The sequence below is a fragment of the Streptomyces sp. NPDC126499 genome, from assembly GCF_040302485.1.
Classification (GTDB): domain Bacteria; phylum Actinomycetota; class Actinomycetes; order Streptomycetales; family Streptomycetaceae; genus Streptomyces.
On sequence record NZ_JBEOUO010000029.1, the window covers coordinates 39,827 to 61,755 of the forward strand.

At 73.6% G+C, this 21,929-nt stretch carries 26 protein-coding genes and 3 pseudogenes; 15 read left to right on the forward strand and 14 right to left on the reverse strand.

All coding sequences use genetic code 11. The annotated features are described in order from the left end of the window. Nucleotides 1–19 precede the first annotated feature (19 nt). On the forward strand, nucleotides 20–574 hold the full coding sequence (locus tag ABTZ91_RS30405; RefSeq protein WP_352080438.1) for a flavoprotein: 555 nt from the start codon (nucleotides 20–22) through the stop codon (nucleotides 572–574). On the opposite strand, the pseudogene ABTZ91_RS30410 reads toward ABTZ91_RS30405, so the two are convergent. The 3 genes and pseudogenes from ABTZ91_RS30410 to ABTZ91_RS30420 all read right to left on the reverse strand — a co-directional run. Beyond that, nucleotides 571–882, reverse strand: a pseudogene (locus tag ABTZ91_RS30410) (dTDP-4-dehydrorhamnose reductase); the annotation flags it as partial. The gene ABTZ91_RS30405 and the pseudogene ABTZ91_RS30410 sit on opposite strands and share 4 nt — an antisense overlap. A 47-nt stretch (nucleotides 883–929) precedes the next feature. Next, entirely contained in the window at nucleotides 930–1,598 is a 669-nt protein-coding gene (locus ABTZ91_RS30415) for a DUF1963 domain-containing protein (protein ID WP_352080439.1), read from the reverse strand. A gap of 88 nt (nucleotides 1,599–1,686) precedes the next feature. Beyond that, nucleotides 1,687–1,899 (reverse strand): annotated as a pseudogene (locus tag ABTZ91_RS30420) (dTDP-4-dehydrorhamnose reductase); the annotation flags it as partial. Nucleotides 1,900–2,461: 562 nt separating this feature from the next. Between ABTZ91_RS30420 and ABTZ91_RS30425 the strand changes: the two are divergent. The 5 genes from ABTZ91_RS30425 (at nucleotide 2,462) to ABTZ91_RS30445 (ending at nucleotide 5,869) form a co-directional block, all read left to right on the forward strand. Beyond that, entirely contained in the window at nucleotides 2,462–2,722 is a 261-nt protein-coding gene (locus tag ABTZ91_RS30425; protein ID WP_352080440.1) for a hypothetical protein, read from the forward strand. A 7-nt stretch (nucleotides 2,723–2,729) separates the two neighbouring features. Next, a complete protein-coding gene (locus ABTZ91_RS30430; RefSeq protein WP_352080441.1) occupies nucleotides 2,730–4,043 on the forward strand; it encodes a zinc-dependent alcohol dehydrogenase in 1,314 nt (437 codons plus the stop codon). Between the two features lie 157 nt (nucleotides 4,044–4,200). Next, the gene (locus tag ABTZ91_RS30435) at nucleotides 4,201–4,758 is read left to right on the forward strand and encodes a phosphatase PAP2 family protein (RefSeq protein WP_352080442.1); all 558 of its coding nucleotides are present in this window, start codon (nucleotides 4,201–4,203) and stop codon (nucleotides 4,756–4,758) included. A gap of 188 nt (nucleotides 4,759–4,946) precedes the next feature. Then, the gene (locus ABTZ91_RS30440) at nucleotides 4,947–5,612 is read left to right on the forward strand and encodes a phosphoribosyltransferase family protein (RefSeq protein WP_352080443.1); all 666 of its coding nucleotides are present in this window, start codon (nucleotides 4,947–4,949) and stop codon (nucleotides 5,610–5,612) included. A gap of 59 nt (nucleotides 5,613–5,671) precedes the next feature. Then, nucleotides 5,672–5,869 (forward strand): hypothetical protein, encoded by a 198-nt coding sequence (locus ABTZ91_RS30445; protein ID WP_352080444.1) that lies wholly within the window; start codon nucleotides 5,672–5,674, stop codon nucleotides 5,867–5,869. Between the two features lie 170 nt (nucleotides 5,870–6,039). On the opposite strand, the gene ABTZ91_RS30450 is transcribed toward ABTZ91_RS30445, so the two are convergent. From ABTZ91_RS30450 to ABTZ91_RS30480, 7 genes are all read right to left on the reverse strand, one after another. Continuing rightward, on the reverse strand, nucleotides 6,040–6,795 hold the full coding sequence (locus ABTZ91_RS30450; protein ID WP_352080445.1) for a DJ-1/PfpI family protein: 756 nt from the start codon (nucleotides 6,793–6,795) through the stop codon (nucleotides 6,040–6,042). A gap of 41 nt (nucleotides 6,796–6,836) precedes the next feature. Next, the gene (locus tag ABTZ91_RS30455) at nucleotides 6,837–7,445 is read right to left on the reverse strand and encodes a DJ-1/PfpI family protein (RefSeq protein WP_352080446.1); all 609 of its coding nucleotides are present in this window, start codon (nucleotides 7,443–7,445) and stop codon (nucleotides 6,837–6,839) included. 85 nt (nucleotides 7,446–7,530) lie between these two features. Further along, nucleotides 7,531–8,157 (reverse strand): DJ-1/PfpI family protein, encoded by a 627-nt coding sequence (locus tag ABTZ91_RS30460; RefSeq protein ID WP_352080447.1) that lies wholly within the window; start codon nucleotides 8,155–8,157, stop codon nucleotides 7,531–7,533. 165 nt (nucleotides 8,158–8,322) lie between these two features. Beyond that, entirely contained in the window at nucleotides 8,323–9,279 is a 957-nt protein-coding gene (locus ABTZ91_RS30465) for a helix-turn-helix domain-containing protein (RefSeq protein ID WP_352080448.1), read from the reverse strand. Nucleotides 9,280–9,625: 346 nt separating this feature from the next. Continuing rightward, complete coding sequence (locus ABTZ91_RS30470; protein WP_352080449.1) at nucleotides 9,626–9,892, reverse strand: DUF4235 domain-containing protein; 267 nt, start codon at nucleotides 9,890–9,892, stop codon at nucleotides 9,626–9,628. A 9-nt stretch (nucleotides 9,893–9,901) separates the two neighbouring features. Next, entirely contained in the window at nucleotides 9,902–10,333 is a 432-nt protein-coding gene (locus tag ABTZ91_RS30475) for a DUF3618 domain-containing protein (protein WP_352080450.1), read from the reverse strand. Continuing rightward, complete coding sequence (locus ABTZ91_RS30480) at nucleotides 10,330–10,701, reverse strand: phage holin family protein (RefSeq protein WP_352080451.1); 372 nt, start codon at nucleotides 10,699–10,701, stop codon at nucleotides 10,330–10,332. Before ABTZ91_RS30480 ends, ABTZ91_RS30475 begins: the two co-directional genes overlap by 4 nt. A 470-nt stretch (nucleotides 10,702–11,171) precedes the next feature. Here ABTZ91_RS30480 and ABTZ91_RS30485 point away from each other — a divergent pair, with 470 nt between their 5' ends. Further along, complete coding sequence (locus ABTZ91_RS30485; RefSeq protein WP_352080452.1) at nucleotides 11,172–12,449, forward strand: geranylgeranyl reductase family protein; 1,278 nt, start codon at nucleotides 11,172–11,174, stop codon at nucleotides 12,447–12,449. Nucleotides 12,450–12,541: 92 nt separating this feature from the next. Continuing rightward, nucleotides 12,542–13,435, forward strand: coding sequence for a DUF1206 domain-containing protein (locus ABTZ91_RS30490; protein WP_407078063.1), 894 nt, complete (start codon nucleotides 12,542–12,544; stop codon nucleotides 13,433–13,435). Between the two features lie 135 nt (nucleotides 13,436–13,570). Here the strand turns inward: ABTZ91_RS30490 and ABTZ91_RS30495 are convergent, their stop codons facing one another. Next, complete coding sequence (locus ABTZ91_RS30495) at nucleotides 13,571–14,023, reverse strand: SRPBCC family protein (protein ID WP_352080454.1); 453 nt, start codon at nucleotides 14,021–14,023, stop codon at nucleotides 13,571–13,573. A gap of 156 nt (nucleotides 14,024–14,179) precedes the next feature. Here ABTZ91_RS30495 and ABTZ91_RS30500 point away from each other — a divergent pair, with 156 nt between their 5' ends. Continuing rightward, the gene (locus tag ABTZ91_RS30500; RefSeq protein WP_352080455.1) at nucleotides 14,180–14,767 is read left to right on the forward strand and encodes a DUF6328 family protein; all 588 of its coding nucleotides are present in this window, start codon (nucleotides 14,180–14,182) and stop codon (nucleotides 14,765–14,767) included. A gap of 73 nt (nucleotides 14,768–14,840) precedes the next feature. Here the strand turns inward: ABTZ91_RS30500 and ABTZ91_RS30505 are convergent, their stop codons facing one another. After that, nucleotides 14,841–15,920: a lactonase family protein gene (locus ABTZ91_RS30505; RefSeq protein WP_352080456.1), complete on the reverse strand. Its 1,080-nt coding sequence runs from the start codon at nucleotides 15,918–15,920 to the stop codon at nucleotides 14,841–14,843. Nucleotides 15,921–16,200: 280 nt separating this feature from the next. On the opposite strand from ABTZ91_RS30505, the gene ABTZ91_RS30510 reads away from it, so the two are divergent. The 3 genes and pseudogenes from ABTZ91_RS30510 to ABTZ91_RS30520 all read left to right on the forward strand — a co-directional run. Continuing rightward, entirely contained in the window at nucleotides 16,201–16,362 is a 162-nt protein-coding gene (locus ABTZ91_RS30510) for a DUF5670 family protein (protein WP_352080457.1), read from the forward strand. A gap of 140 nt (nucleotides 16,363–16,502) precedes the next feature. Beyond that, nucleotides 16,503–17,591, forward strand: coding sequence for a magnesium/cobalt transporter CorA (gene corA / locus ABTZ91_RS30515; protein WP_352080492.1), 1,089 nt, complete (start codon nucleotides 16,503–16,505; stop codon nucleotides 17,589–17,591). 84 nt (nucleotides 17,592–17,675) lie between these two features. Beyond that, a pseudogene (locus tag ABTZ91_RS30520) lies at nucleotides 17,676–18,110 on the forward strand (universal stress protein); the annotation flags it as partial. Between the two features lie 182 nt (nucleotides 18,111–18,292). Here the strand turns inward: ABTZ91_RS30520 and ABTZ91_RS30525 are convergent. Beyond that, nucleotides 18,293–18,709, reverse strand: coding sequence for an arsenate reductase ArsC (locus ABTZ91_RS30525; RefSeq protein ID WP_352080459.1), 417 nt, complete (start codon nucleotides 18,707–18,709; stop codon nucleotides 18,293–18,295). Nucleotides 18,710–18,804: 95 nt separating this feature from the next. Here ABTZ91_RS30525 and ABTZ91_RS30530 point away from each other — a divergent pair, with 95 nt between their 5' ends. Together ABTZ91_RS30530 and ABTZ91_RS30535 are read left to right on the forward strand one after the other, a co-directional pair. Then, nucleotides 18,805–19,113 (forward strand): metalloregulator ArsR/SmtB family transcription factor, encoded by a 309-nt coding sequence (locus ABTZ91_RS30530; RefSeq protein WP_352080460.1) that lies wholly within the window; start codon nucleotides 18,805–18,807, stop codon nucleotides 19,111–19,113. Beyond that, a complete protein-coding gene (locus ABTZ91_RS30535; RefSeq protein WP_352080461.1) occupies nucleotides 19,110–19,913 on the forward strand; it encodes an MIP/aquaporin family protein in 804 nt (267 codons plus the stop codon). Before ABTZ91_RS30530 ends, ABTZ91_RS30535 begins: the two co-directional genes overlap by 4 nt. 3 nt (nucleotides 19,914–19,916) lie before the next feature. Here the strand turns inward: ABTZ91_RS30535 and ABTZ91_RS30540 are convergent, their stop codons facing one another. Beyond that, nucleotides 19,917–20,285, reverse strand: coding sequence for a metalloregulator ArsR/SmtB family transcription factor (locus ABTZ91_RS30540; protein WP_352080462.1), 369 nt, complete (start codon nucleotides 20,283–20,285; stop codon nucleotides 19,917–19,919). Between the two features lie 142 nt (nucleotides 20,286–20,427). Here ABTZ91_RS30540 and ABTZ91_RS30545 point away from each other — a divergent pair, with 142 nt between their 5' ends. Then, the gene (locus tag ABTZ91_RS30545; RefSeq protein ID WP_352080463.1) at nucleotides 20,428–21,825 is read left to right on the forward strand and encodes an FAD-dependent oxidoreductase; all 1,398 of its coding nucleotides are present in this window, start codon (nucleotides 20,428–20,430) and stop codon (nucleotides 21,823–21,825) included. Nucleotides 21,826–21,929 lie beyond the last annotated feature (104 nt).

Sequence of the window (21,929 nt, forward strand, 5' to 3'; positions counted from 1 at the left end):
GTGTGATCGGATATCCACCATGATCACTCCGACCCTGTACCTGTTCAGCAGCGCGGCCCCGCCCGTCTTCGACGTCGCTCGCGTCATCGAGGAGGCGCAGGCCGACGGCTGGGACGTATGCCTCGGTCTCACCCCGAGGGCGGCGGGCTGGCTCGCCGGCTCCCTCGACGGTCTCGCCGCCCTGACCGGCCACCCGGTCCGCTGGGACTACCGTCTCCCCGGCCAGCCGGACGTGTGGCCCGAACCGGACGCCGTCGTCGTCGCGCCGGCGACCTTCAACACGATCAACCAGTGGGCGCTCGGGATCACGGACAAGTGGCTCGTCGGCGTGGTCGCCGAGGGCATCGGCAAGGGCATCCCCATGGCCGCGATGCCGTGCGTGAACCAGGCGTACGCCGCGCACCCCCGGTTCGAGCGCTCGATCGACATCCTCCGGGGCGCCGGGGTGCGCGTCCTGTACGGCGAAGGCGGCTTCACCCCGCACGAGCCGGACCAGGGCGACCCTGCCACGTACCCGTGGCGGGCCGCCCTGGACGCCGTCGCCGACGTCCTTCCGCAGAAACCGTTCGCCTAGGCACCGATGCGCGCCTGCCGGCCGGTCGCCGGTGCCGCCCCTTCGAGGAACTCCCTGGCGCCGCGCAACCGGGTGCGCAGTAGACGCTGCGAGGCGCGGCTGTCGAGGCGTACGTCGAGCGCGCCCGGAAGGCCCGTCTCCGCCCGGCGCCCGGCGGGCAGCGCGCCCGGCTCGATGCCGTCGCGCCGGGCGATGAGCACGCCGAGGTCGTAGCGACTGAGGGCGTCGGGGCCGGCCAGATGGAAGGTCCCGGTCCGGTCGGACAGCGCGAGCTCCCACAGGGCGGCCGCCAGGTCGGCCACGTGGACGGCGAACTGATTGCTCCCGCCCTTCGGAGACGCTTATTGAGACCGGATCAGCACTGCCACAGGAACTTCGCGCGGCCACACGGTTCGCAGGCGAACGCATAGGCGCCGCCGCAGCCGCCGAAGTTCATGGCGGTGCTGTGGTCCGGACCTTCCTCGAGCTGGACGACCAGCGACATACGAGTGGCGCATGACAGGCAGGACGGGGTCTCGTCGCCCTGAATCCAGGCGGGGCTGCCTCCGAGCTGGCCGAGCACGGATGACGCGGAGTGGTCGTTTCCCGCTGACCACTCTTCGCAGGCTTTGTCGTAATCGGGCTCGTCGACATGCACCAAGCTGACCGCCCGCACGGAACCGAGCAGAAGCAGGTCCTCATCGACACCGTCAGGCTGGGGCAGCGGCTGAAGACCATCCGCCGGAAAGAGCAAGGCCTGATTCCCGCCCGAGTCCGGCTCCCAGTCGCTGCACATACCCGGGTCGTTCTGGCATGCGAACAAGACGAGGATCCCTCGGCCCTCAATCCCACCCCCGAGGTCATCCAAGACCACCTGAGCGAGGAACTGCATCGGGCCATTGCACGAAGTGCAGCAGGGCCACGGAGTGCCAGCCGGGGCCAGAGGCACTCCACCTGTCCGGGTCACCTGAGCAGCCGACGCGACTGGACCTGCATCGATCATGAGAGTCGTCACGGCCAGGACTCTACGATAGGCCGGTGACATCGCCCGGAACGGTCTTGCCCGGCCCGTCCGGCAACGTCGTGACCAACGTGCCTCACGACCAGGCAAGCGTCTGACCTGCCAGAACGGTTCTCTCACCCGAGATAATGATCGAGCGCGCGTCGCTGGAGACGTGGACCAGGCGGATGCCCCGTCGCGCCGTCGCCTCGGCGAGACGGACGGGACCGTCGGCCTCGCCGGGACGGGAGTGGTACGTCGCGGCCGTCAACCGGCCAGTCGCACCCGCCTGGCGCACCCGCTCGGCCCCCAGGAACCCGCTCGCTCCGATGATCAGTACCGTCATGCGCCACAAGGTACGGGACGACCGGCGCACGCGGTCACCCGTCGGACGCGTGGGCGGCCCGGATGGCAGGAAGCCGGGAATCGGCAGCCGTGGGCGGGCAGCCGGGGCTGCCCCGGGGCGTCAGCCCGCGTGGACGTCGCGGATCGACGCCGGCGTCGTCCAGTGCCCGCCCCGGAGCGTCAGCCCGCGTAGTCGTCCGGATCGACGCCGGCGTCCTCCAACGCCCTCCGCATCGACGTCACGGATTCCTGCGGCCGGTCCTTCCGCTCCGGCCGCTCCTCCCGCCGGGGCCCCTCCCGGCCCGCGCGGTCCGCGGGCGGAGTGCGCCCGGGGCCGCTCGCGGCCTCGTCCACCGCGTCGGTCTTGTGCCGGTTCTCCTAGGGAACAGTCACCGGTCCACCTCCGTCGTACCGAACCGGGCAGTGCTGTTCCGCGTCTACCCACCGCGGCGCGCGGCACTACCCCGCCCGCCCCCTGCATACCGGAGAGGTCATCGGGTACCGGCGGACCGATGGCACATCACGGGACGAACCGTGCATCCGGAATCGCAGAGGGAGTCACCATGACGAGCAACGGCAACGGCAACGGCAGCACCGGCGGGACCGAGACCGGTGGCGTCACCGGCACGAAGGACAAGGACTACAACCTCATCTGGTACGTGGAGAACTGCCTGGCCAACGCCCTGCGGCTGGAGACCTACATCCAGGACGCGGAGCGCGCGGACGACGCCGAGGTCGCCGAGCTCTTCCGCAAGGCGCAGGCCGACAGCCGCAAGGGCGCGGAGCTGGGCAAGCAGCTCCTTCGCGCGCGCATGGGAGGCTGACGCGACCATGAAGGCGGTTGTGTGGCACGGCGTCGGCGACATCCGTCTGGACGAGGTGCCGGAGCCGAAGGTCCAGGACCCGTACGATGCGATCGTACGCATCACCACCTCCGCGATCTGCGGAACGGACATCCATTTCGTCCGCGGCACGATGCCCGGCATGCGGGAGGGCCGGATCCTCGGCCACGAGGCCGTCGGGGTCGTCGAGGAGGTGGGTTCCGGTGTACGGAACCTCCGGGCGGGGGACCGCGTGGTCGTGCCGTCGACGGTGGCCTGCGGCACGTGCAGCTACTGCCGCGCCGGCTACTACGCGCAGTGCGACAACGCCAATCCCGGGGGCCCGCAGGCCGGCACGGTGTTCTTCGGCGGCCCCGAGGCGGCGGGCGGCCTGGACGGGCTCCAGGCGGAGTACGCCCGCGTGCCCTTCGCCCACGTGGGCCTCGTGCCGCTGCCCGACACCGTGGACGACGGCCAGGCCATCCTGCTGTCCGACATCTACCCGACGGCCTGGTTCGGCGCCGAGCTGGCCGAGGTACGGGACGGGGACACCGTCGCGATCGTGGGCGCCGGCCCCGTGGGCCAGGCGGCCGTCGCCTGCGCACGGCTCCAGGGAGCCGGCCGGATCATCGTCGTCGACGGGGTCGCCGACCGGCTGGAACTCGCCCGCCGCCAGCACGCCGAGACCGTGGACTTCAACGCCGAAGACCCGGTCGAAGCGGTACGCGACCTCACCGGCGGCATCGGTGTCGACCGCGTCATCGACGCCGTCGGCGTCGATGCGCGGAGGCCGGAGCACGGCCCGGCCGCCGAGGCCCTGCGCGACCAGGCGGAGCAGTTCGACCACGAACGGGACGAGGCCGCGCCGGAGCGGAACCCGGACGGCGACACCTGGGTCGTCGGCGACGCGCCGTCGCTCGCGGCCCGCTGGTCGGTGCGGATGGCGGCCAAAGCCGGGACCGTCGGCACGGTGGGCGTCTATCCGCCGCAGGTGCAGCACTACCCCTTCGGCGAGGCCTTCATGAAGAACCTCACGCTGAAGACGGGCAACTGCAACCACCGGCGCTACCTGCCCCGCCTGGTCTCCCTGGTCGGCTCCGGCACGCTCGATCCGACGCCGCTGGTCACGCGCTGGTCCGGAGCGGCGGACGCCATCGACGCGTACCGCGCCTTCGACCGCCGCGAGGCCGGCTGGACCAAGGTCGCGCTCGGCCTGGACGACCGTGGGGCCGTGGCCCCGGGGATGGGCGAGGAGGCCGGCACCGGCGCCGCCACCACCGCCGGCGCCCACGAGGTGGCCGCCGACGAACACCGCACCGACTGAGACGGCGCCCTGAGACGGCGCCCTGAGACGCCGCCTTGAGACGGCGCCTGGAGACGGCGCCTGGAGACGACGGCTTGAGACGCCGCCGTGAGACGCCACCTGGAGACGACGCCCGGCACGGCCCGACGCGGCATGCCGGGGCGGGGAGCAGACGATCATGGGTGTGACGACCGACGCGCGACGAGCGGATCGCCGTCTGACCCGGCGGGTCGCCGGCTGGCGGACGCCGCTGACCCGCCGGGTCCTGCCGGTGGCACGGTCCGCGGCCGAACGCACCAAGCTGTGGTGGGGCGCGGCCGTCCTGATGACCGCCTGCGGCGGGAACAGGGGCCGCCTGGCCGCGGCCGCCGGCCTCGCGGGCATGACGGTGGCCGAACTGCTGTCCAACGCCGTGCTCAAGCCGCTGTACGAGCGCCGCCGCCCGCCCGAGGAGTTGATCCCGCACAACGACGTGGACGAGCGGCCGGACAGCTCCTCCTTCCCCTCCGGCCACACCGCGGCGGCCGTCGGCTTCGCCGCCGCCACCGCGGGCACCTGGCCGGCGGCGGGCGCGGCCTGCGGGGTGATGGCCGCCGTGGTGGCCGTGGAACGGGTGCACTCCGGCGCCCACTACCCCAGCGACGTCGCCGCCGGCACCGTGATCGGCGTTGCCGCGGCCTGGCTGGTACGCCGCTCGCCCCGCCTCCTGCTGCGTCACCTGGTGAAGCCCTGGTGACCGCCGTGCCGCCGCCGCCACGTGTGGCCAGGGTCCGGACGCCGACGGTTGGAGCACGGCCGACCGGGCACGCGCAGAACGTGCCGGTCAGGGCGACCCATGGCGGCCACGGTCCGGGCCACCCGCACCGGCGCGCGGAGACCGCCGTCACCACGGACGACAGCGACCGTACGGAAGGAGTGTCGCCGATGCGGTTCCACGATCATCGAGAGGCCGGACAGGAACTGGCGGCCAGGCTCCTCGACCGGGCGGGTGACCGCGGACTGGTCGATCCCGTCGTCCTGGCCCTCCCTCGCGGCGGCGTGCCCGTCGCGGCGGAGGTCGCCCGGGCCCTGGGAACCACGCTGGACGTCCTCGTGGCACGCAAGATCGGTGTGCCGGGGCAGCCGGAGGTCGGCGTCGGGGCCCTCGTGGGCGAGGACGCCCCCGTCTTCGACGAGGAGATCCTGGCGATGCTGGGGATGACGGAGGACGAGTTCGCCCCCGAGGTCGCGCGCCAGAGGGCCGAGCTGCGCCGCCGCGAGGGGCTGTACCGGCAGGGCAGGCCGCTCCCGGCGGTCGCCGGCCGGACCGTCGTCCTGGTCGACGACGGCCTCGCCACCGGCGTCACCGCACGAGCCGCCCTGCGCCACCTGCGCGCGCTGCGTCCGGCACGCCTGATCCTCGCCGTGCCGGTCTGCGCACCGGGCGCCGCGGACGCCCTGCGCCAGGAGGCCGACGACGTCATCTGCCTGCACAGGCCACACGACTTCCGGTCGGTCGGCGAGTGCTACGAGGAGTTTCCGCAGGTCAGCGACAACGAGGTCATCTCCACTCTGCGTACCCCCAGCATCAGTCCGGCCGGACGACCTTGACCGACCACGACCGGGCGAAGCGCGGAAAAGGGCAGAGAGAGCAGAAAGGGTCCCGAACGATGAGCGAGAGCCAGGACCGGTACGCGCGGGCGCGCAGCGAAGAGGAGCCGGGCGCTTCCTCCGGCTCGGAGCGCCAGGCGCAGGAACGCGACGTGCCCGGCACCGCCAGTAGCAAGGAGGGCTACCAGCGGGCGGGCACGGGCGAGGGTGAGCCCTTGAAGGGCGTCGAGACCGACGAGGAGAGCGACGGCAGCTAGCGGGACGAGCCCCGGGCCGTGGACCAGGAGGGGGCGGCGCCGGTGAGGGCGAGGGCGACCAGCGGGACGAGCCGGTCAGCCGACACCTCCCGATGCCCCCGGGGCCACGGACTCCCCAGGTCCCAGCCCCAGCCCCGGCCACCCGCGCCCGGTGGTCACGGCGCCCCTCGTCAGGGCGCCTTGCGGCCGGCGGTCCAGACGGTGCCACGGGTCTCGTACTCCAGCATCGCCTCCAGGCCGAGGGCGGCGTCGACGCCGAGTTCGCGGCGGACCAGCCACAGGGCCAGGTCCAGACCGGAGGTGACGCCGCCGGCCGTGACGAGATCGCCGTCGTCGACGACCCGTGCCTTCTTCAGTACGCCGCCCTGCTCGACGAGGTCGGCCTGTGCCCGGTGGTGGGTGGTACAGGGGCGGCCGCGTGTGACACCGGCGGCGGACAGGAGCATCACGCCGGTGCACAGAGCGGCGATGGTCAGTCCCGGCCGCTGGGCCGCGGCGAGGGCACGGGGCAGGGCACCGCGCCGGATCTCGGCCCGGACTCCAGGGGCCTCCGGTCGGGCGTAGCCGCCGCCGGGGACCACGAGGAGGTCCGCCTCCTCGGGGGCCCAGCCGTGGTCGACCCGGAGCGTGGTGCCGAAAGCGGCCGTGACGGTCCTGGGGCCGTCGAGGGAGACGTAGCGCACCTCGACGTCGCGGTCGGTGAAGTGGTCGGAGGCCGAGAGCACTTCATAGGGCGCGGCGAGGTCGAGTTCCTCGACGCCTTCGAACAGGACGACCTGGGCGCGCAAGGGGGCGCGGCGGCCGGATCCGGACGGCGCGGCGGTTCCGGTCGCGGTGGTGGCGGTGGCCGTCGCGGTGGGGACGCCGGTCGCGAGGCTCGCGGCGGAGAGGGCGGTCGCGGTGCGCAGCAGGGTGCGGCGGTTCACGTGAAGCTCCTGGGCAGGTGGTCGACGGTCGATCGAAGTGGTCAGCCGGCGAGCGGTTCGTCGGCGAGGTAGGGCGGGGCAGGGTCGTACTGGATCTCCCGGCGCACCGCCCGGGCGTGCTCGCGGCCGTGCAGGCGGCCCACGAGCCAGAGCGCGCTGTCGATGCCGGCGGACACTCCCTGGCTGGTGAGCAGCCGCTCGTCCACGACGTACCGGGCGTCGGAGACGACGGTCACGTCGCCGCGCGCCCTCAGCGCCTCCTCGTACTGCCAGTGGGTGGCGACCCGGCGGCCGCGCGCCGGGCCTGCGGCGTGCAGGAGGAAGGCGCCGGTGCAGACGCCGACGACCCATTCGGCTCGCGCGGCCTGTGTGCTGATCCACGTGGTGACGCGCGGGTTGTGCGGTTCGGTCTCGCGGGCGCCGGAGCCTCCGGGAACCAGGAGCACGTCGAGCGGAGGGTGGTCGTCCAGGGTGCGGTCCGGCAGGACGCGCATCCCCTTGGCACAGTGGACGGGACCGGGACGCTCGGCCAGGAGCAGGGCGCGGTCCGCCCCTTCCCGCAGGGCGGCGGAGGTGGTGAAGACCTCCCAGGGGCCTGCGAAGTCGAGTTCCTCGACGGTGTCGAAGAGAAGGATGCCGTAGGTGGTCATGGGCAAACCGTTCGTGTCGGGTGCGGTGCGTACCGCTGAGGGAAACGGGGGAGTGGGACGACGGTGTGGCCGGACGCGGCACCGGTCAGGCGGTGTTCACCAGGCCGCGGCGCTCGTACTCCAGGACCTCCTCCGCGAACAGGGCCATGTCCGGGCCGAAGAACCGTTCGACCAGCCAGATGCCCAGGTCCACACCCGAGGTGACGCCTCCGCAGGTGACCAGGTCGCCGTCGTCGACGACCCGGCCGCCCACCACCCGGCCACCCTGCGCCCGGAGATCGTCCAGGGCGATGTGGTGCGTCGTGCAGCGGCGCCCGGCCGTCAGGCCCGCGGCGGACAGCAGCAGGGTGCCGGTGCACACGGCGCCCAGGACCAGACCGTCCCTGCGGGCGGCCGCGAGTGCCCGGGGCAGGGTTCCGCGCCGGATCTCCCGCTGGATGCCGGAGCCCTCGCCGTACCCTCCGCCCGGGACGATGATGACGTCGGCGGAGCGCGGCGACCAGGCGTCCCGGCAGACGATCTCCATCCCGGCGGACGTCGTCACCCTGCGGGTTCCGTCCACGGTGACGAAGGACTGCGCGAGGTGTTTTTCGCCGACGATGCCGAACACCTCGATGTGGCCGGCGAAGTCCTGTTCCTCCACGCCGTCGTAGAGCACGGTGTGGACGCGCAGGGGGCGTGCGCGGCGGGGATGGACGGACGGGGAAGGCATAAGGGCCTCCGTGACATGAGGACGTGGTGGGCTCCCCGAACGGCGGGGGAGCGGGAACACGTTCAGTCTTCCGGCGGCCGTCGGCCGGCGACAGCGGCGCGCGTGCCTGTGGTGCGCAAGATACGGCCAGGGATCGGGCCGGGGCCGGGGCGGGGGCCGGTGCCGTCAGTGGCGGAAGGCGGCCCGGTACGCGGACGGGGTCGTGCCGACCTGGCGGGTGAAATGGTGGCGGAGGGTCTCCACCGACCCGAAGCCGGTCTCCTGCGCGATACGTGTCAGGGGGAGCCCCGTCGTCTCCAGGAGCTCCCTGGCGCGCTGGACGCGCTGGGCGAGCAGCCAGCGCAGCGGCGTCGTACCGGTCTGGGCGCGGAAGTGCCGGGCCAGGCTGCGCCTGCTCATCATCGCGTGGGCGGCGATGTCGGTCAGGGAGAGCGGTTCGCCGAGCTTGCCGCGCATCCACTGAAGGGTCTCGCCCAGGTCGGAGGAATCCGTCTCGGGCGTGCGGTACTCGATGAACTGGGCCTGCCCGCCGGTGCGTTGGGGCGGCATCACCAGCATTCGGGCGGCCGCCGCCGCGGCCGCCGCGCCGTGGTCGCGGCGGACCATGTGGAGGCACAGGTCGAGGCCCGCGGCGATGCCGGCCGACGTGAGCACCGTCCCCTCATCCACGTACAGGACGGAAGGGTCGACGCTGGTCCCCGGGAACCGCTCGGCCAGGGCGTCGGCGAACCGCCAGTGCGTGGTCGCCCTGCGCCCCTCCAGGAGTCCGGCGTGCGCGAGGGCGAAGGCCCCGGTGCAGATCGAGGCGATACGGGCTCCGCCGTCCGCCGCCTTGCGCAGCAGTCGTACCGCCCGGGGATCGGGCGTGCCGTCGGCGGGGATGCCGGGCACGATGACGGTATCCGCGGTCGGCACCTCGTCCCACCCGTAGGAGGAGGAAACCCGAAAGGGCGCCGTGGGCCCGGCTGTTGCCGCTGTCGCGGCCCTGTCGTGGTCGACGCACACGCGCACCTCGTAGGCGGGCGAGCCGTCGGGATCGCTGACGAGCGCGAACACCTGGCAGGGTATGGCGAGATCGAAGGCCGACACCCCGTCGAGCGCGAGAACCGCAACCACGTGCATACGGCCGGAGCGTACGCCATGGCGTCGAACGGCGCCCCGAGGGCCGCCCGCGCGCGGTCGACCGGGGCCCGCCCGGTCGACCGGGCCAGCAGGGCCGGGCAGCGGTCAGCCACACCCCGACAGGCGAGTCGGACCCACCGAGCCGGCGCGGTCAACCCAGCCGGCCCCCGGCCGCCCCCAGTCGGCCCCCGGATGCCCCCAGCCGGCCCCCGGATGCGCCCAGCCGGGCCCGGTCGCCCCGGCCTGCCGGGCGCGGTCACGCCAGCGTGCCGGGCGCGGTCACGCCGGCCTGCCGGGCGAGGCCACCCGGCCTGCCGAGGCGCCGACGGGCTCGGTTCGGCCCGGCTCAGCCCGGCCACGTCCCCGTCATCCGCCGGGTGGCCGTGGCGCCCGCCCGGTCGACCGCGGCCTTGACGGCGGCGAAGATCGCGCCCTGCAGGGCGGCGGCGATCAGCACCTCCTTCCAGGTGCGGTCCTCGTCGGTGGCGTCCGGCGCGTCACCGGTGGCGTCCATCAGCTTCCACGCCTGCTTGAACAGCGTTCCGGCGATCAGGCCGCTGAGCGCGCCCATGGCCAGACCGACCGGCTTGTAGGCGACCTTCGATGCCTTCATCGGCTCACCTCACCCCTTCCCGTGACGGCGGACCCGCCACACCACCACCGCACCCGCGACGACCGTCGCGAGCAGCAGCGCCCGGTGGTCGCGTGCGGCCCTGGTGCCCTGGGCGGCCTTCTGCCGCACCGGCTCCGGCGCCTTCTCGTCCCACAGCCGCCCCGCCCGGGCGGCCTGGGCCGACGCCGTGTCGCGGACCGTGTCCGGCAGCTTGTCCTGGGCGCGGTGCGCGAGATCGGACGCCTTGGCCTTGACCTCATGGGCCCGGACCGCCGCCTCCTCCTTGACCTCGGCGGCCTTCCCCTTCACCCGGGCCTTGACGTCGGCCTGCGCCGCGAGCGCCTCGACGGTCCGCCCGAGCTCCGCCCGGGTCCGCTCGACCTGTTCGCGCAGCTCCTCGGCATTGGCGGTGGTCTGCTTGTCCTGCGCAGGACGGTTCATCGGTGCGCACTCTCCTTGATCCGGGCCACGTCGGCCTTGACGTTCTCGATGGTCTGTTCGGGAGCGAGCGGCGACGCCCGGCCGAACTCCTTCTTGCCGGTCAGTGCCATCACGGCGGCGATCACCCCGAGCACGGCGGTGACGACGAGGGCCGCCGCCCACACCGGCAGCACCAGAGCCAGGGCGGCGATCGCGGTGGCCACCAGGGCCTGGAGCATCAGGAACCCGACCACCCCGGCGCCACCGAACAGGCCGCCGCCCTTGCCGTAACGCCTGCCCTTCTCCTTCATCTCCGCCTGTGCCAGTCGGAGTTCCCCGCGCACCAGCTCGGTCAGCTGCTGCGAGGCCCGCTGCACCAGCTCGCTCACCGGCTCGTTCCCGGACCCCTTCGCGGGTGCGTGTACGGGTGCCCGTACGGCGCTCGCGGGTGTGCCCACGGGCGCCCGTCCAGGTGCGCCCGCCGGACCGCTCCCGGTTCCGCTCGGCGGCGCGTCCACCCGGCCCAGGCCCGTATCCCGGCCGACTCCGGTGACCTCCGCTCGTGTGCTCGACACGGCACTCACCTCCCGCCCGTCTCGATCCGTGCCGGCCGGGAGCAGGTCCCGGCCGTCTCTCAGCCCTCGACTACCCCGAACCGGCCCGCTCACGGCTCCCGGCACGCCCGCGGTTTTCGCCCCGCCCGTGACGTACGCGCGCGGACGGCGGGCCCACGCGCGCGTACGGGGGAGCGGCCGTAGGGGGACAACCTCGCGCCCAGGCGATCGAAACCCCGGACCGTGGGTACGGATGGGACGCCCCTTCCGCCCGCCCCTCGGCCCGCCCCAGCAGAGGAACACCCATGGACGACCTGTCTTCCCACCGCGACTCGGCGGACGTCATCGTCGTCGGCGCCGGCCCCGCCGGCTGCAGCGCCGCCTATCACCTGGCGCGGGAGGGCCGGGACGTCCTGCTCCTGGAGAAGGCCACGCTGCCCCGTGACAAGATCTGCGGCGACGGCCTCACCCCGCGGGCCGTGAAGGAGCTCGTCGACATGGGCGTCGACGTGACCGGGGACGCCTGGGTCAGGACGCGGGGCCTGCGCGCGCACGGTTCGGGCACGACGGTGGAGATGCCCTGGCCCGTCGTGGCGTCCTTCCCGGACTACGGGCTCGTCCGGGCCCGCTCGGACTTCGACCACCTGCTGGCCCGCAGGGCCGTCGCCGCCGGCGCGCGCCTGCTCCAGGGAACCCAGGTCACCGAGCCGGTCCTCGACCCGGCCACCGGGCGCGTCACCGGGGTGGTGGCACGGCGCGGCGACACCCCGTACACCTATTCGGCACCCCTGGTGGTCGCGGCCGACGGCGCCTCCAGCCGGCTCGCCGTCGCCCTCGGTATCGAGCAGCGCAGGGACCGGCCGATGGGCGTGGCGGTGCGCCGCTACTACACGGCGCCGCACCGCAACCGCGACCACCTGGAGGCATGGCTCGACCTGGAGACCCGAGACAGCCGCGGCAGGACGTACATGCCGTTCGGCTACGCGTGGATCTTCCCGGTCGGTGACGGCGCCTTCAACGTGGGGCTCGGCACCTTCCACATCGGACGCGGGCCCGAGGTCGACCACCGGCGGCTGTTCCGGGAGTGGACCGCCCGTCTCCCCTCGGCCTGGCACTTCGACGACGACCACGCCACCAGTCCGCTGCGCGGAGCGCCGCTGCCCGCCGGACTCACCCGGCGCCCCCAGTACACCCGCGGTCTGCTCCTGACCGGCGACGCCGGCGGAATGATCAACCCGCTGAGCGGGGAGGGCATCGACTACGCGATGGAGTCGGGCCGGCTGACCGCCGAGACCGTCACGCGGGCGCTGGCACGGCCCACCGCCCACGCGCGCGAGGAGGCCCTGCTCCGCTACCCGGAGGCCATCCGCGAGGCGTACGGGCGGTACTTCACCGTGGGGCGGCTCGTCGTGCACGCCCTGAACCACCCGCGGGTCATGAAGATCGTCGCCACCAGAAGCCTCCAGCGGCCCGTCCTGCGACGTTTCATGTTCAAACTCTGGTCCAACCTCACGGACCCGCACAGCCCGGACGCGCTCGACCGCGTCATCACCGCCCTCCAGCGGGCGGTCCCGGCGGCCTGAGCCTCCCCCCGGCCCGTTCGCGCCGCGCGCGGTTCGGCGGGTCGGGACGGGGCACCCGGATGGGTGCCTACGAGGGGAGGGCCGACATGCCCATGATCGGGTCCAAGGGGACCAGCGGCAGCAACGGGTCGAGAGGGTCGAGCGGGTCCGGCGGATCGAGCGGGACCGCCGGGCCGTCCGGGGCGACGGACACCGGCCGCGGCGCCGTACGGACGGCGGCCCGCGCGGGCTTCGTCGCGCGCGGTGTGCTCTACGTGCTGGTCGGAGCGCTTGCGGTACGGATCGGTCTGTCGGGCACGAGGACGAAGGAGCAGGCCGACCGGGGCGGGGCCCTGGCGGAGGTCGCCGCGACCCCGTTCGGAGCGGTCCTGCTGTGGGCGCTCGGCCTCGGTCTGGCCGGTATGGCGCTGTGGCGGCTCACGGAGGTCTTCCTCGGCGCCGCCGGCCCGCACGGCCACCGGGCGACCCGTCGTGCCGCCTCGGCCTTCCGAGCCGTCTTCTACGCGGTCGTGGCCTTCCTCGTGCTGACCTTCGCGGTGGGGGAGCGGGGCAGCGGCGCGGGCTCGACGGACCGGCAGAGCCAGGACGTCACCGGCCGTCTCCTGGGACTGCCGGGAGGGCAGTGGTGGGTCGGCGCGGTCGCCGCCGGAGTGCTGGTCGCGGGAGTGTGCGTCGCGGTCGCGGCACTGCGGCGGAAATTCCGCGAGCGGCTGACGTGGGGACGGATGTCACGGCTTCAGCGCCGCTTCATGAACGTGACCGGTGTCGCGGGCGGTGTCGGCCGGGGGCTGGTCTTCGGCGCGGTCGGCTACTTCGGTCTGAAGGCGGCGGTCACCTTCGACCCCGCCCAGGCCAAGGGCGTCGACGACGCGATCCGCTCCTTCGCGCAGACGCCGGCGGGGCCGTGGCTGCTGGTCGCCGTCGCCGTGGGACTCGCGCTGTTCGGGCTGTTCTCCTTCGGGCAGGCCAGGTGGCGCGAGATGTGACGAAGTCGGGGAGGGGCGGGGGCCGTCGTCCGGCCCCCGCCCCTCCCCGTTCTCGGCCCGCGCCGGTCCGTGAAGCCGACCGGCGCGGCAGACGCCTCCGGTCTCAGACCGTGCGGCGCCACGCGCCTGCGGGTCTCAGACCGCCCCGCGCCACGCGCCCGTCGCCTCGCCGCCGCGCTCCTCGATGAAGGTCTTGAACCGCTTCAGGTCCCCCGTGACCTTCCGCTTGACGAAGCCGAGCTTGTCACCGACCGTCTCGGTCAGGCCCTCGGGGTCGAAGTCCATCTGCAGCATGACCTTCGTGCGCGTGTCGTCCAGGCGGTGGAAGGTGACCACGCCGGCCTGACGGGCCTCGCCGTCGACCGTCGTCCAGGCCACCCGCTCGTCCGGGATCTGCTCGGTGACGACGGCGTCGAACTCCCGCCGCACCCCGCCGATCTCGGTCACCCAGTGCGTCAGCGTGTCCGTGCGCTGTTCGATGCGCTCCACACCGTCCATGAACCGCGGGAACGTCTCGAACTGCGTCCACTGGTCGTACGCGGCGCGGACCGGCACGTCGACCTCGACGGACTCCTCGACCTTCGACATGGGAACTCCCTTTCGCTCGTCGGGACCGCCCCGGGGAAGCCGGGAACGGTGTGTCACCCGTCCTCGCGTATCCCGTGCCGCCGGACTCACACCTCCCGTGGACCTCGGGCCGCGGATGAGGGCCGCCTTCGGGGGCATGAGTCGAACATGTCGAACATGGCAACGGATGGGACCTCCGGCCGTGGGCCGGGAGAAGAGAGACCGGGACGCCGCGAGACCTCAGCGGAACGGGCCGACCGGCGGTGGACGGAGATCGTCCAGGAGATACGGGTCGCACAGACCGGGGTGCAGATCCTGCTGGGATTCCTGCTCACCGTCGTCTTCACGCCGACCTTCCGGGGGCTCGGACAGACGGACAAGACGATCTACATCGTCACCGTCGTGCTCGGTTCCCTGGCCACCGGGGCCCTGATAGGGCCGGTGTCGCTGCACCGGATCGTGGCCGGACGGCGCATCAAGCCCCAGGCGGTCGTCTGGGCCGCCCGGCTCACCTTCGTCGGCCTCGTCCTCCTCCTCGCGACGCTGACCTCGGCACTCCTGCTCATCCTGCGCGTGGCCACCCACGACGGCTACGTCCCCTGGCTGGTGTCCGGTGTCCTCGCCTGGTACCTGATCTGCTGGTTCGCGCTGCCCGCCTGGGTACGCGTCCGGCACACCGGCAACGGCAACGGCAACGGCAACGGCAACGGCAACGACGACGACGGCGGCGAAGGCGACCGCGACCGCGACGGCGACAAGCAGTGACCGGTGACCGTGACCGGTGACCGGTAACCGGTCACGGTCACCGTCCGACCGGCCCCTCGGCGGGAAGCGCCCGTCAGGAGAACACCAGGCACGCCGCCGCAGGTACGCCCACCGCACCGGCCGGGCTCAGTCGCCCGTCGCGGGGGTCGACCGTGAACCAGGTGATGTCCCCGGACCACTCGTTGACCACGTACAGCAGGCGACCCGAGGCGTCCGTCACGAGATCGCGCGGCCAGTCGCCACCGCACGCCACGGCCCCCGCCACCCGGGGCCGGTCGGCGCCCTCCGCGAGGGACAGGGTGAGGATCCTGTTCGTGCCGCGCACCGCGGCCCACGCGAAGCGCCCGTCCGGCGCGACCAGGACCACCGACGGGTAGGCCCGCACGCCGGCCGGGACGTCGTCCCCGCCGACCGGTACCTCCGCCACCGGTTCGAGCCGGCCGGCGTCCGCGTCCCAGTGGCACACGGTCAGCTGCGGCATCAGCTCGTGCAGGACGTACACGACGCCCTCGTACGGGTGGAAGGCCAGGTGCCGCGGCCCGGATCCGGCCCGCAGCGCCGTCTCGGCGTGCAGGCGCGGCGCGCCGGAGTCCGGGTCGAGCGCGCACACCCTGACCGAGTCGGTGCCGAGGTCCACGCTGAGCAGCCAGCGGCCGCTGGGGTCGGGCAGCACCTGGTGGGCGTGCGGCCCGGTCTGCCGCTCGGGGTCGGGGCCCGAGCCCCGGTGCGGCAGCACGGCCGGCGGGCCCGCCGGCGAGCCGTCGGGGCGCAGGGCGAGGCTGCTGACGCTGCCCGCCCCGTAGTTGGCGGTCAGCAGCCGGCCGGCGGCCACGCTGAGGTGCGTCGGCCCCGCCCCGCCCACCTCGACGGGCTCCCCGAGCGGCGCGAGCCGCCCGTCGCCGGTGCGGAAGGCGGCCGCCCGTCCCGGGTCGGCGTCGCTCACGGCGTAGAGCACCCCGGTGTCCCGCGCGAGGGTCAGGCACGACGGGTTGACGAGGGAGTTCACCGTCGTGACGGGAGTGAGTGCCCCTTCGGCCGGGTCGACCGCCGCGACCGTGATGCCGTGGCCCCCGCCCGAGGTGAACGAGCCGATGTACGCCCACCGGCCCCCGCCGTCGCCCGACGCTGCCCGCTCCCCTCGCTCGGCTCCCACGGTCCGCGCCGCCCCCTCCGCCCGCTCGGCTCCCCCTGCTCGCTCGGCTCCCGCTGTCCCCTGCGCCCGCTCCGCCTGTCCTGCCTGCTCTGTTCGCTCAGCTCCGTTCATGGGTCACCCAACGAAGCGGCGCACCATCTGGTCACCGGCCGTTGGGCCGTTGGGAATCGCGTGGGAATCACCCGCCGCGGCCGGACCGCCGCACGGGGAGGCACGGGGAGGCACAGGGAGGCATGGAGAGGAGAGCTCGGGGCAGAAGGCGCCACGGAGGTCGATATACATGGTTCCCCTGATACTGGTTCTTCTGCTCGCGCTCATCCTCTTCGGAGCGGGTTTCGCCCTGAAGGCACTGTGGTGGATCGCCGCCATCGTGCTGGTGCTGTGGCTCCTCGGGTTCGTGGCCCGGCCACGGGGCGGGAGCGCGCGCTGGTACCGCTGGTGACGAACCGCTGACGCGGCACCGGTGGCGAGGTGCCATCGGCGCTCGGGGCCGTCCTGGAGATCCGGGGCGGCCCCTCGGCGTACGGAAGGAGCCGCTGGCAGACTGACCGTCGACGTGTCCGAAGGAGTGTCCCCGTGTCGATGATCCACCGCCTGCGCAGCGCGGTCCGCCGGACGTACCGGCGTGCCGTGGACCTCAGCCACCCGGCGCGCTCGCCGCTGGGCAGCGCCGTCGTCAACTGCGTGGTGTACGTGGACGGGGTGCGGCAGGAGGACTGCCGGTCGGCCGAGGAGGCGCTGCGGCGGGTGCGGCACGGGCGCGGCGGCGACGGTTTCGTGTGGATCGGTCTGCACGAGCCGGACGAGAAGGAGTTCGCCGGCCTCGCCGAACTGTTCGGCCTGCACCCGCTGGCGGTGGAGGACGCCGTCCACGCCCACCAGCGGCCGAAGCTGGAGCAGTACGACGACGTGCTGTTCTCCGTCTTCAAGACGGTCCGGTACGTGGAGCACGACGAACTCACCGCCAGCAGCGAAGTGGTGGACACCGGCGAGCTGATGGCCTTCACCGGGCCCGACTTCGTCATCACCGTCCGGCACGGCGGCCACGGCTCGCTCGGCCCGCTCCGCGAGGCCCTGGAGACGGCTCCGGAGCAGCTCGCCAAGGGGCCCTCGGCCGTCCTGCACGCCATAGCGGACCACGTCGTGGACGACTATCTGGCGGTCGCGGACGCCGTGCAGGACGACATCGAGGCCATCGAGACCGCCGTCTTCTCCGAGGCGACGGACCGCGGCGACGCCGGCCGCATCTACCAGCTCAAGCGCGAACTCCTCGAACTCAAGCGGGCCGTGACCCCGCTGGGCCGGCCGCTGCAGCGGCTCGCCGCCGAGCCGGTGCCGATCATCGCGCCCGAGATCCGCGCGTACTTCCGTGACGTGGTCGACCATCTGGCCCGGGTCACCGAGCAGATCGCGTCCTTCGACGCCCTGCTCGACTCGATCCTCCAGGCCCACCTCGCGCAGGTGACCGTGGCGCAGAACGAGGACATGCGCAAGATCACCGCCTGGGCCGCGATCGTCGCCGTCCCGACCATGGTGTGCGGCGTCTACGGCATGAACTTCGAGCACATGCCCGAGCTGCGCTGGACCTACGGCTATCCGCTGGTGATGGGCGTCATGGCCCTCGCCTGCTTCCTCATCCACCGCGGCTTCCGCCGCAACGGCTGGCTCTGACCGGGCCGGCGCCGGAGTGTGCGGCGCCCGGTGCCGGGTAGCCGCGAGCGTGACGCGTCCGTTCCCGCGAGGAAGGACCTCACCATGAACACGAGCGAGGGCGCTCCGCGCGTGGTCGTGGGCGTCGACGGCTCGCCCGAGTCGTACGGGGCGCTGCGGTGGGCCCTGCGGCACGCACGGCTCATCGGGGCGACCGTGGACGCGGTCGCGGCCTACGACGTCCCGGGGGCGATCGGCTGGTCCGCGTCGACCGTGGACGCCGAGCTCGACGGGAGGCAGGCCCGCCAGGACATGGCCGAGCAGCTCAGGTCCGCCCTCGCGGAAGGCGACGACGTACCGGTGGAGGAGCACGTGGTGCGGGGCCATCCGGCGCAGGTCCTGATCGAGGCGTCGAAGGGCGCCGAGCTGCTGGTCGTGGGCAGCCGCGGGCGCGGCGGCTTCGCCCGCCTGCTCCTCGGCTCCGTCAGCGGGCAGTGCGCCGCGCACGCCGCCTGCCCGGTCGTCATCGTCCGCCCGGAGGTGCTTCCGGAGGCCCGTACGGAGGCCCGAGCGGAGGCTCGCCCCGAGCCCCGCCCGGAAGACCGACCGCAGGCCCGCCCCGAGCCGCGCCCGGGGGACGCGCCCGACGGAGACGGTGACGGAGGCGGCTGACGGAGGCGGCTGACGAAGGCGGTGACGGAGGGGCTGACGGACCGCGGCGGCTAGCGGGCGTCGATCTCGGCGATCAGCGCCTCGACGCGGGTCCTGATCTCGTCGCGGATCGGGCGGACGGCCTCGACGCCCTTGCCCGCCGGGTCCTCCAGGGCCCAGTCGAGGTACTTCTTGCCGGGGAAGACCGGGCAGGCATCGCCGCAGCCCATGGTGATGACGTAGTCGGAGTCCTGGACGGCCTCGGTGGTGAGAACCTTCGGCCGCTGGTCGGCGATGTCGATGCCGAGCTCGGCCATCGCCGCCGCGGCGGAGGGGTTGACCCGGTCGCCCGGCAGCGAGCCGGCGGAGCGCACCTCGACGCGGTCCCCGGCCAGGTGCCGCAGGAAACCGGCCGCCATCTGCGAGCGGCCGGCGTTGTGGACGCAGACGAAGAGGACGGAGGCGGGCGGCGGAGGCGTGGCGGTCATCGGTCTTCCTGGCTTCCTGGTGGGGACGGCACCCTGTACGGCCTCGGGGCGGCACGGGCTCGTATCAGCGTTCGATGATGTGAAAGTATCAGTCCATGATGACGTCAGTCGACACTGAACTGATCCGCGTGCTCGCCGACCCGCTGAGGCTCCGGATCGTCAGCCTGCTCGCCCGCGAGACGCTGTGCACCACCCACCTCGTGGAGGAGACCGGTGCCCGGCAGACCAATCTCTCCAACCACCTGAGAGTGCTGCGCGAGGCCGGCGTCGTGGAGACGGAGCCCTGCGGGCGCTTCACCTACTACCGGCTCCGGCCGGACGTCATCGAGGCCCTGGCCGGACAGTTCGCCGCCCTGGCCGCCACCGCCCGTGCCTCCGCCGACACGAAGAGAGCCTGTCCGTGACCGCCCCCGAAGCCGCCGCCCTCGCTCCCGGCGACGCCCCGGCCCTGCCGGACTCCGCCCTGCCCGGCTCCCCTCCGGCCGACTCCGCCCCGCCCGGCACCCCGCTCCGTACGCCGCTCACCGCGCGTGCCGCCGCCGAGTTCGTCGGTACCGCCGCCCTGGTGGCGGTCGTCGTGGGCTCCGGCATCCAGGCCACCCGGCTCACCGACGACGTGGCCCTGCAACTGCTCGCCAACTCCCTGGCCACCGTCTTCGGGCTCGGCGTCCTGATCGCCCTGCTCGGACCGGTCTCCGGCGCGCACTTCAACCCGGTGGTCAGCGCGGCGGAGTGGTGGACGACCCGGCGCGAGGGCGGCGACGGGACGACCGGGGTGACCGGGCGCGAGCTCGCCGCGTACCTCCCCGCTCAGGCCGTGGGCGCGATCGTGGGCGCGGTGCTCGCGGACGCGATGTTCGGCGAGCCGCTGGTGACGTGGTCCACGCACGACCGCTCGGCGGGGAACCTGCTGCTCGGCGAGGTCGTGGCGACGGCCGGCCTGATCCTGCTGATCTTCGGGCTCGCCCGTACGGACCGCCTCCGCTTCGCGCCCGTCGCCGTGGCCTCGTACATCGGCGCCGCCTACTGGTTCACGTCCTCCACCTCGTTCGCGAACCCGGCGGTGACGGCAGGGCGTGCCTTCACCGACACCTTCGCCGGCATCGCCCCGGCCTCCGTCCCGGGCTTCGTCGGTGCGCAGCTGCTCGGCGCGGTCGTCGGCCTGGGGCTGGTCGCCGCCGTCTTCGCGCGGCCGAAGGCGTGACGTTCAGGCCGCCCCGGCGGCCTGGGTGAGGAGCCGGCCCATGGCGGCGAGCACGGCCGGTTCGACGCGGTAGTAGACCCAGGTGCCGCGCCGCTCGGAGGAGAGCAGTCCGGCTTCCTTCAGCTTCTTGAGGTGGTGGGAGACGGTCGGCTGGGAGACGCCGACGTCGGAGATGTCGCACACGCACGCCTCGCCGCCCGCGTGGGAGGCGACGGCGGAGAAGAGCCGCAGCCGTACGGGGTCGCCCAGCGCCTTGAACATGACGGCGGTCCGCTCGGCCTCCTCGGCCGTGAGGGGGCGCTCGGCGAGCGGCGGGCAGCAGGGCTCGACGGTGGCGGGCTCGAGCAGCGGCAGGGCCTTCGCGTTCGACATGCATCTATGTTGACACATATCGAAACAGTGCGCCCGGCCGACCATTGATTCGATTGATGTCTATGTTGACGGCTGTCGAACCAGGTGCCATGCTGAGGCCGTCAGGAAATCGACAGACATCGATACAGGTAGGGGAATCGCCATGACCACCGCCACCGCCACCGGCGCCCTCGGACAGCTGCCCGTCGTGGTCATCGGCGCCGGGCCCACGGGCCTGGCCGCCGCCGCCCACCTCGTCGACCGGGGCCTGGAGCCGCTGGTCCTCGAAGCGGGGGAGCGGGCGGGTGCGGCGGTCCGCGCGTGGGGGCACGTGCGGCTGTTCTCCCGGTGGGGCGAGGTCACCGACCCGGCGGCCGAGAAGCTCCTCGCGCCCACCGGCTGGGTGAAGCCGGACGTGACGACCTACCCGACCGGCGGCGACTGGGCCGAGCGGTACCTCCAGCCGCTCGCCGACGCCCTCGGCGCGCGCGTCCGCCTCGGCGCCCGCGTCACCGGAGTCTCGCGCGCGGGCCGTGACCGGATCGTCGACGCCGACCGCGAGAACCAGCCCTTCACCGTCCACGTCTCGTACGCCGACGGACGAGAGGAGCGCGTCCTCGCCCGCGCCGTCATCGACGCCTCCGGCACCTGGTCCCGCCCCGGCCCCGCCGGCGGCGACGGCCTGCCCGCCCTCGGCGAGCGCGCCGCCGCCGACCACGTCTCCTACCGCGTCCCCGACCTCACCGACCCCGCCGTACGCGCCCGCCACGCCGGCCGGCGCACCGCCGTCATCGGCTCCGGCGCCTCCGCCTTCACCGCGCTCGCCGCCCTGGCGGACCTGGCCACGTCCGAGGGCGGCGCGGGGACGAAGGCGGTCTGGATCCTGCGCCGCGGCATCTCCGGCGCCACCTTCGGCGGCGGCACCGCCGACCAGCTCCCCGCCCGCGGGGCCCTCGGCCTCGCCGCCAAGGCCGCCGTCGACCAGGGCCACGCCGACGCCGTCACCGGCTTCCGTACGCGGGCGATCGAACGCGACGGCGACCGGCTGGTCCTCGTGGCGGAGGACGGCCGTCGCCTCGACCCGGTCGACGAGGTCGTCGTCCTGACCGGCTTCCGCCCCGACCTGTCCTTCCTCGACGAGCTCCGCCTCGGCCTCGACGAGCGCCTCCAGGCCCCCCTCGCCCTCGCCCCGCTCATCGACCCCAACCAGCACTCCTGCGGCACCGTCTACCCGCACGGAGTCAAGGAGCTGACCCACCCGGAGCCGGGGGTCTACCTCGTCGGCATGAAGTCCTACGGACGTGCCCCGACCTTCCTCGCCCTCACCGGCTACGAGCAGGTCCGCTCCGTGGTCGCCGCGATCGCCGGCGACCACGCGTCGGCCGAGCGGGTCGAGCTCGTCCTGCCCGAGACCGGGGTCTGCGGCGGCTCCGGACTCTTCGACCAGCCGGCCGCCGCCGACGAGGACCGGGCCGAGGAGTCCGCCGGGGGCGGCTGCTGCACCCCGGCCCCGGCCCTCATCCAGCTCGGCGCGACCGGCCCCGCGCCCTCCTGCGGCTGACCGGATCCGGCCGAGGGCCGGCGCCCGTACGGTCCGGCGCTCCGTACGGGCGCTCCCCGAGGTCCGGCGTTCCCCGAGGTCCGGCGTTTCCGTACGGCACGGCA

Coding starts and splice junctions, on each gene's coding strand:
- ABTZ91_RS30405 (WP_352080438.1), top strand. CDS start 20: ATGATCACTCCGACCCTGTACCTGTTCAGCAGCGCGGCCCCGCCCGTC.
- ABTZ91_RS30415 (WP_352080439.1), bottom strand. CDS start 1,598: ATGTCACCGGCCTATCGTAGAGTCCTGGCCGTGACGACTCTCATGATC.
- ABTZ91_RS30425 (WP_352080440.1), top strand. CDS start 2,462: ATGACGAGCAACGGCAACGGCAACGGCAGCACCGGCGGGACCGAGACC.
- ABTZ91_RS30430 (WP_352080441.1), top strand. CDS start 2,730: ATGAAGGCGGTTGTGTGGCACGGCGTCGGCGACATCCGTCTGGACGAG.
- ABTZ91_RS30435 (WP_352080442.1), top strand. CDS start 4,201: ATGGGTGTGACGACCGACGCGCGACGAGCGGATCGCCGTCTGACCCGG.
- ABTZ91_RS30440 (WP_352080443.1), top strand. CDS start 4,947: ATGCGGTTCCACGATCATCGAGAGGCCGGACAGGAACTGGCGGCCAGG.
- ABTZ91_RS30445 (WP_352080444.1), top strand. CDS start 5,672: ATGAGCGAGAGCCAGGACCGGTACGCGCGGGCGCGCAGCGAAGAGGAG.
- ABTZ91_RS30455 (WP_352080446.1), bottom strand. CDS start 7,445: ATGACCACCTACGGCATCCTTCTCTTCGACACCGTCGAGGAACTCGAC.
- ABTZ91_RS30460 (WP_352080447.1), bottom strand. CDS start 8,157: ATGCCTTCCCCGTCCGTCCATCCCCGCCGCGCACGCCCCCTGCGCGTC.
- ABTZ91_RS30465 (WP_352080448.1), bottom strand. CDS start 9,279: ATGCACGTGGTTGCGGTTCTCGCGCTCGACGGGGTGTCGGCCTTCGAT.
- ABTZ91_RS30470 (WP_352080449.1), bottom strand. CDS start 9,892: ATGAAGGCATCGAAGGTCGCCTACAAGCCGGTCGGTCTGGCCATGGGC.
- ABTZ91_RS30475 (WP_352080450.1), bottom strand. CDS start 10,333: ATGAACCGTCCTGCGCAGGACAAGCAGACCACCGCCAATGCCGAGGAG.
- ABTZ91_RS30485 (WP_352080452.1), top strand. CDS start 11,172: ATGGACGACCTGTCTTCCCACCGCGACTCGGCGGACGTCATCGTCGTC.
- ABTZ91_RS30490 (WP_407078063.1), top strand. CDS start 12,542: ATGATCGGGTCCAAGGGGACCAGCGGCAGCAACGGGTCGAGAGGGTCG.
- ABTZ91_RS30495 (WP_352080454.1), bottom strand. CDS start 14,023: ATGTCGAAGGTCGAGGAGTCCGTCGAGGTCGACGTGCCGGTCCGCGCC.
- ABTZ91_RS30500 (WP_352080455.1), top strand. CDS start 14,180: ATGGCAACGGATGGGACCTCCGGCCGTGGGCCGGGAGAAGAGAGACCG.
- ABTZ91_RS30510 (WP_352080457.1), top strand. CDS start 16,201: ATGGTTCCCCTGATACTGGTTCTTCTGCTCGCGCTCATCCTCTTCGGA.
- corA (WP_352080492.1), top strand. CDS start 16,503: ATGATCCACCGCCTGCGCAGCGCGGTCCGCCGGACGTACCGGCGTGCC.
- ABTZ91_RS30525 (WP_352080459.1), bottom strand. CDS start 18,709: ATGACCGCCACGCCTCCGCCGCCCGCCTCCGTCCTCTTCGTCTGCGTC.
- ABTZ91_RS30530 (WP_352080460.1), top strand. CDS start 18,805: ATGATGACGTCAGTCGACACTGAACTGATCCGCGTGCTCGCCGACCCG.
- ABTZ91_RS30540 (WP_352080462.1), bottom strand. CDS start 20,285: ATGTCGAACGCGAAGGCCCTGCCGCTGCTCGAGCCCGCCACCGTCGAG.
- ABTZ91_RS30545 (WP_352080463.1), top strand. CDS start 20,428: ATGACCACCGCCACCGCCACCGGCGCCCTCGGACAGCTGCCCGTCGTG.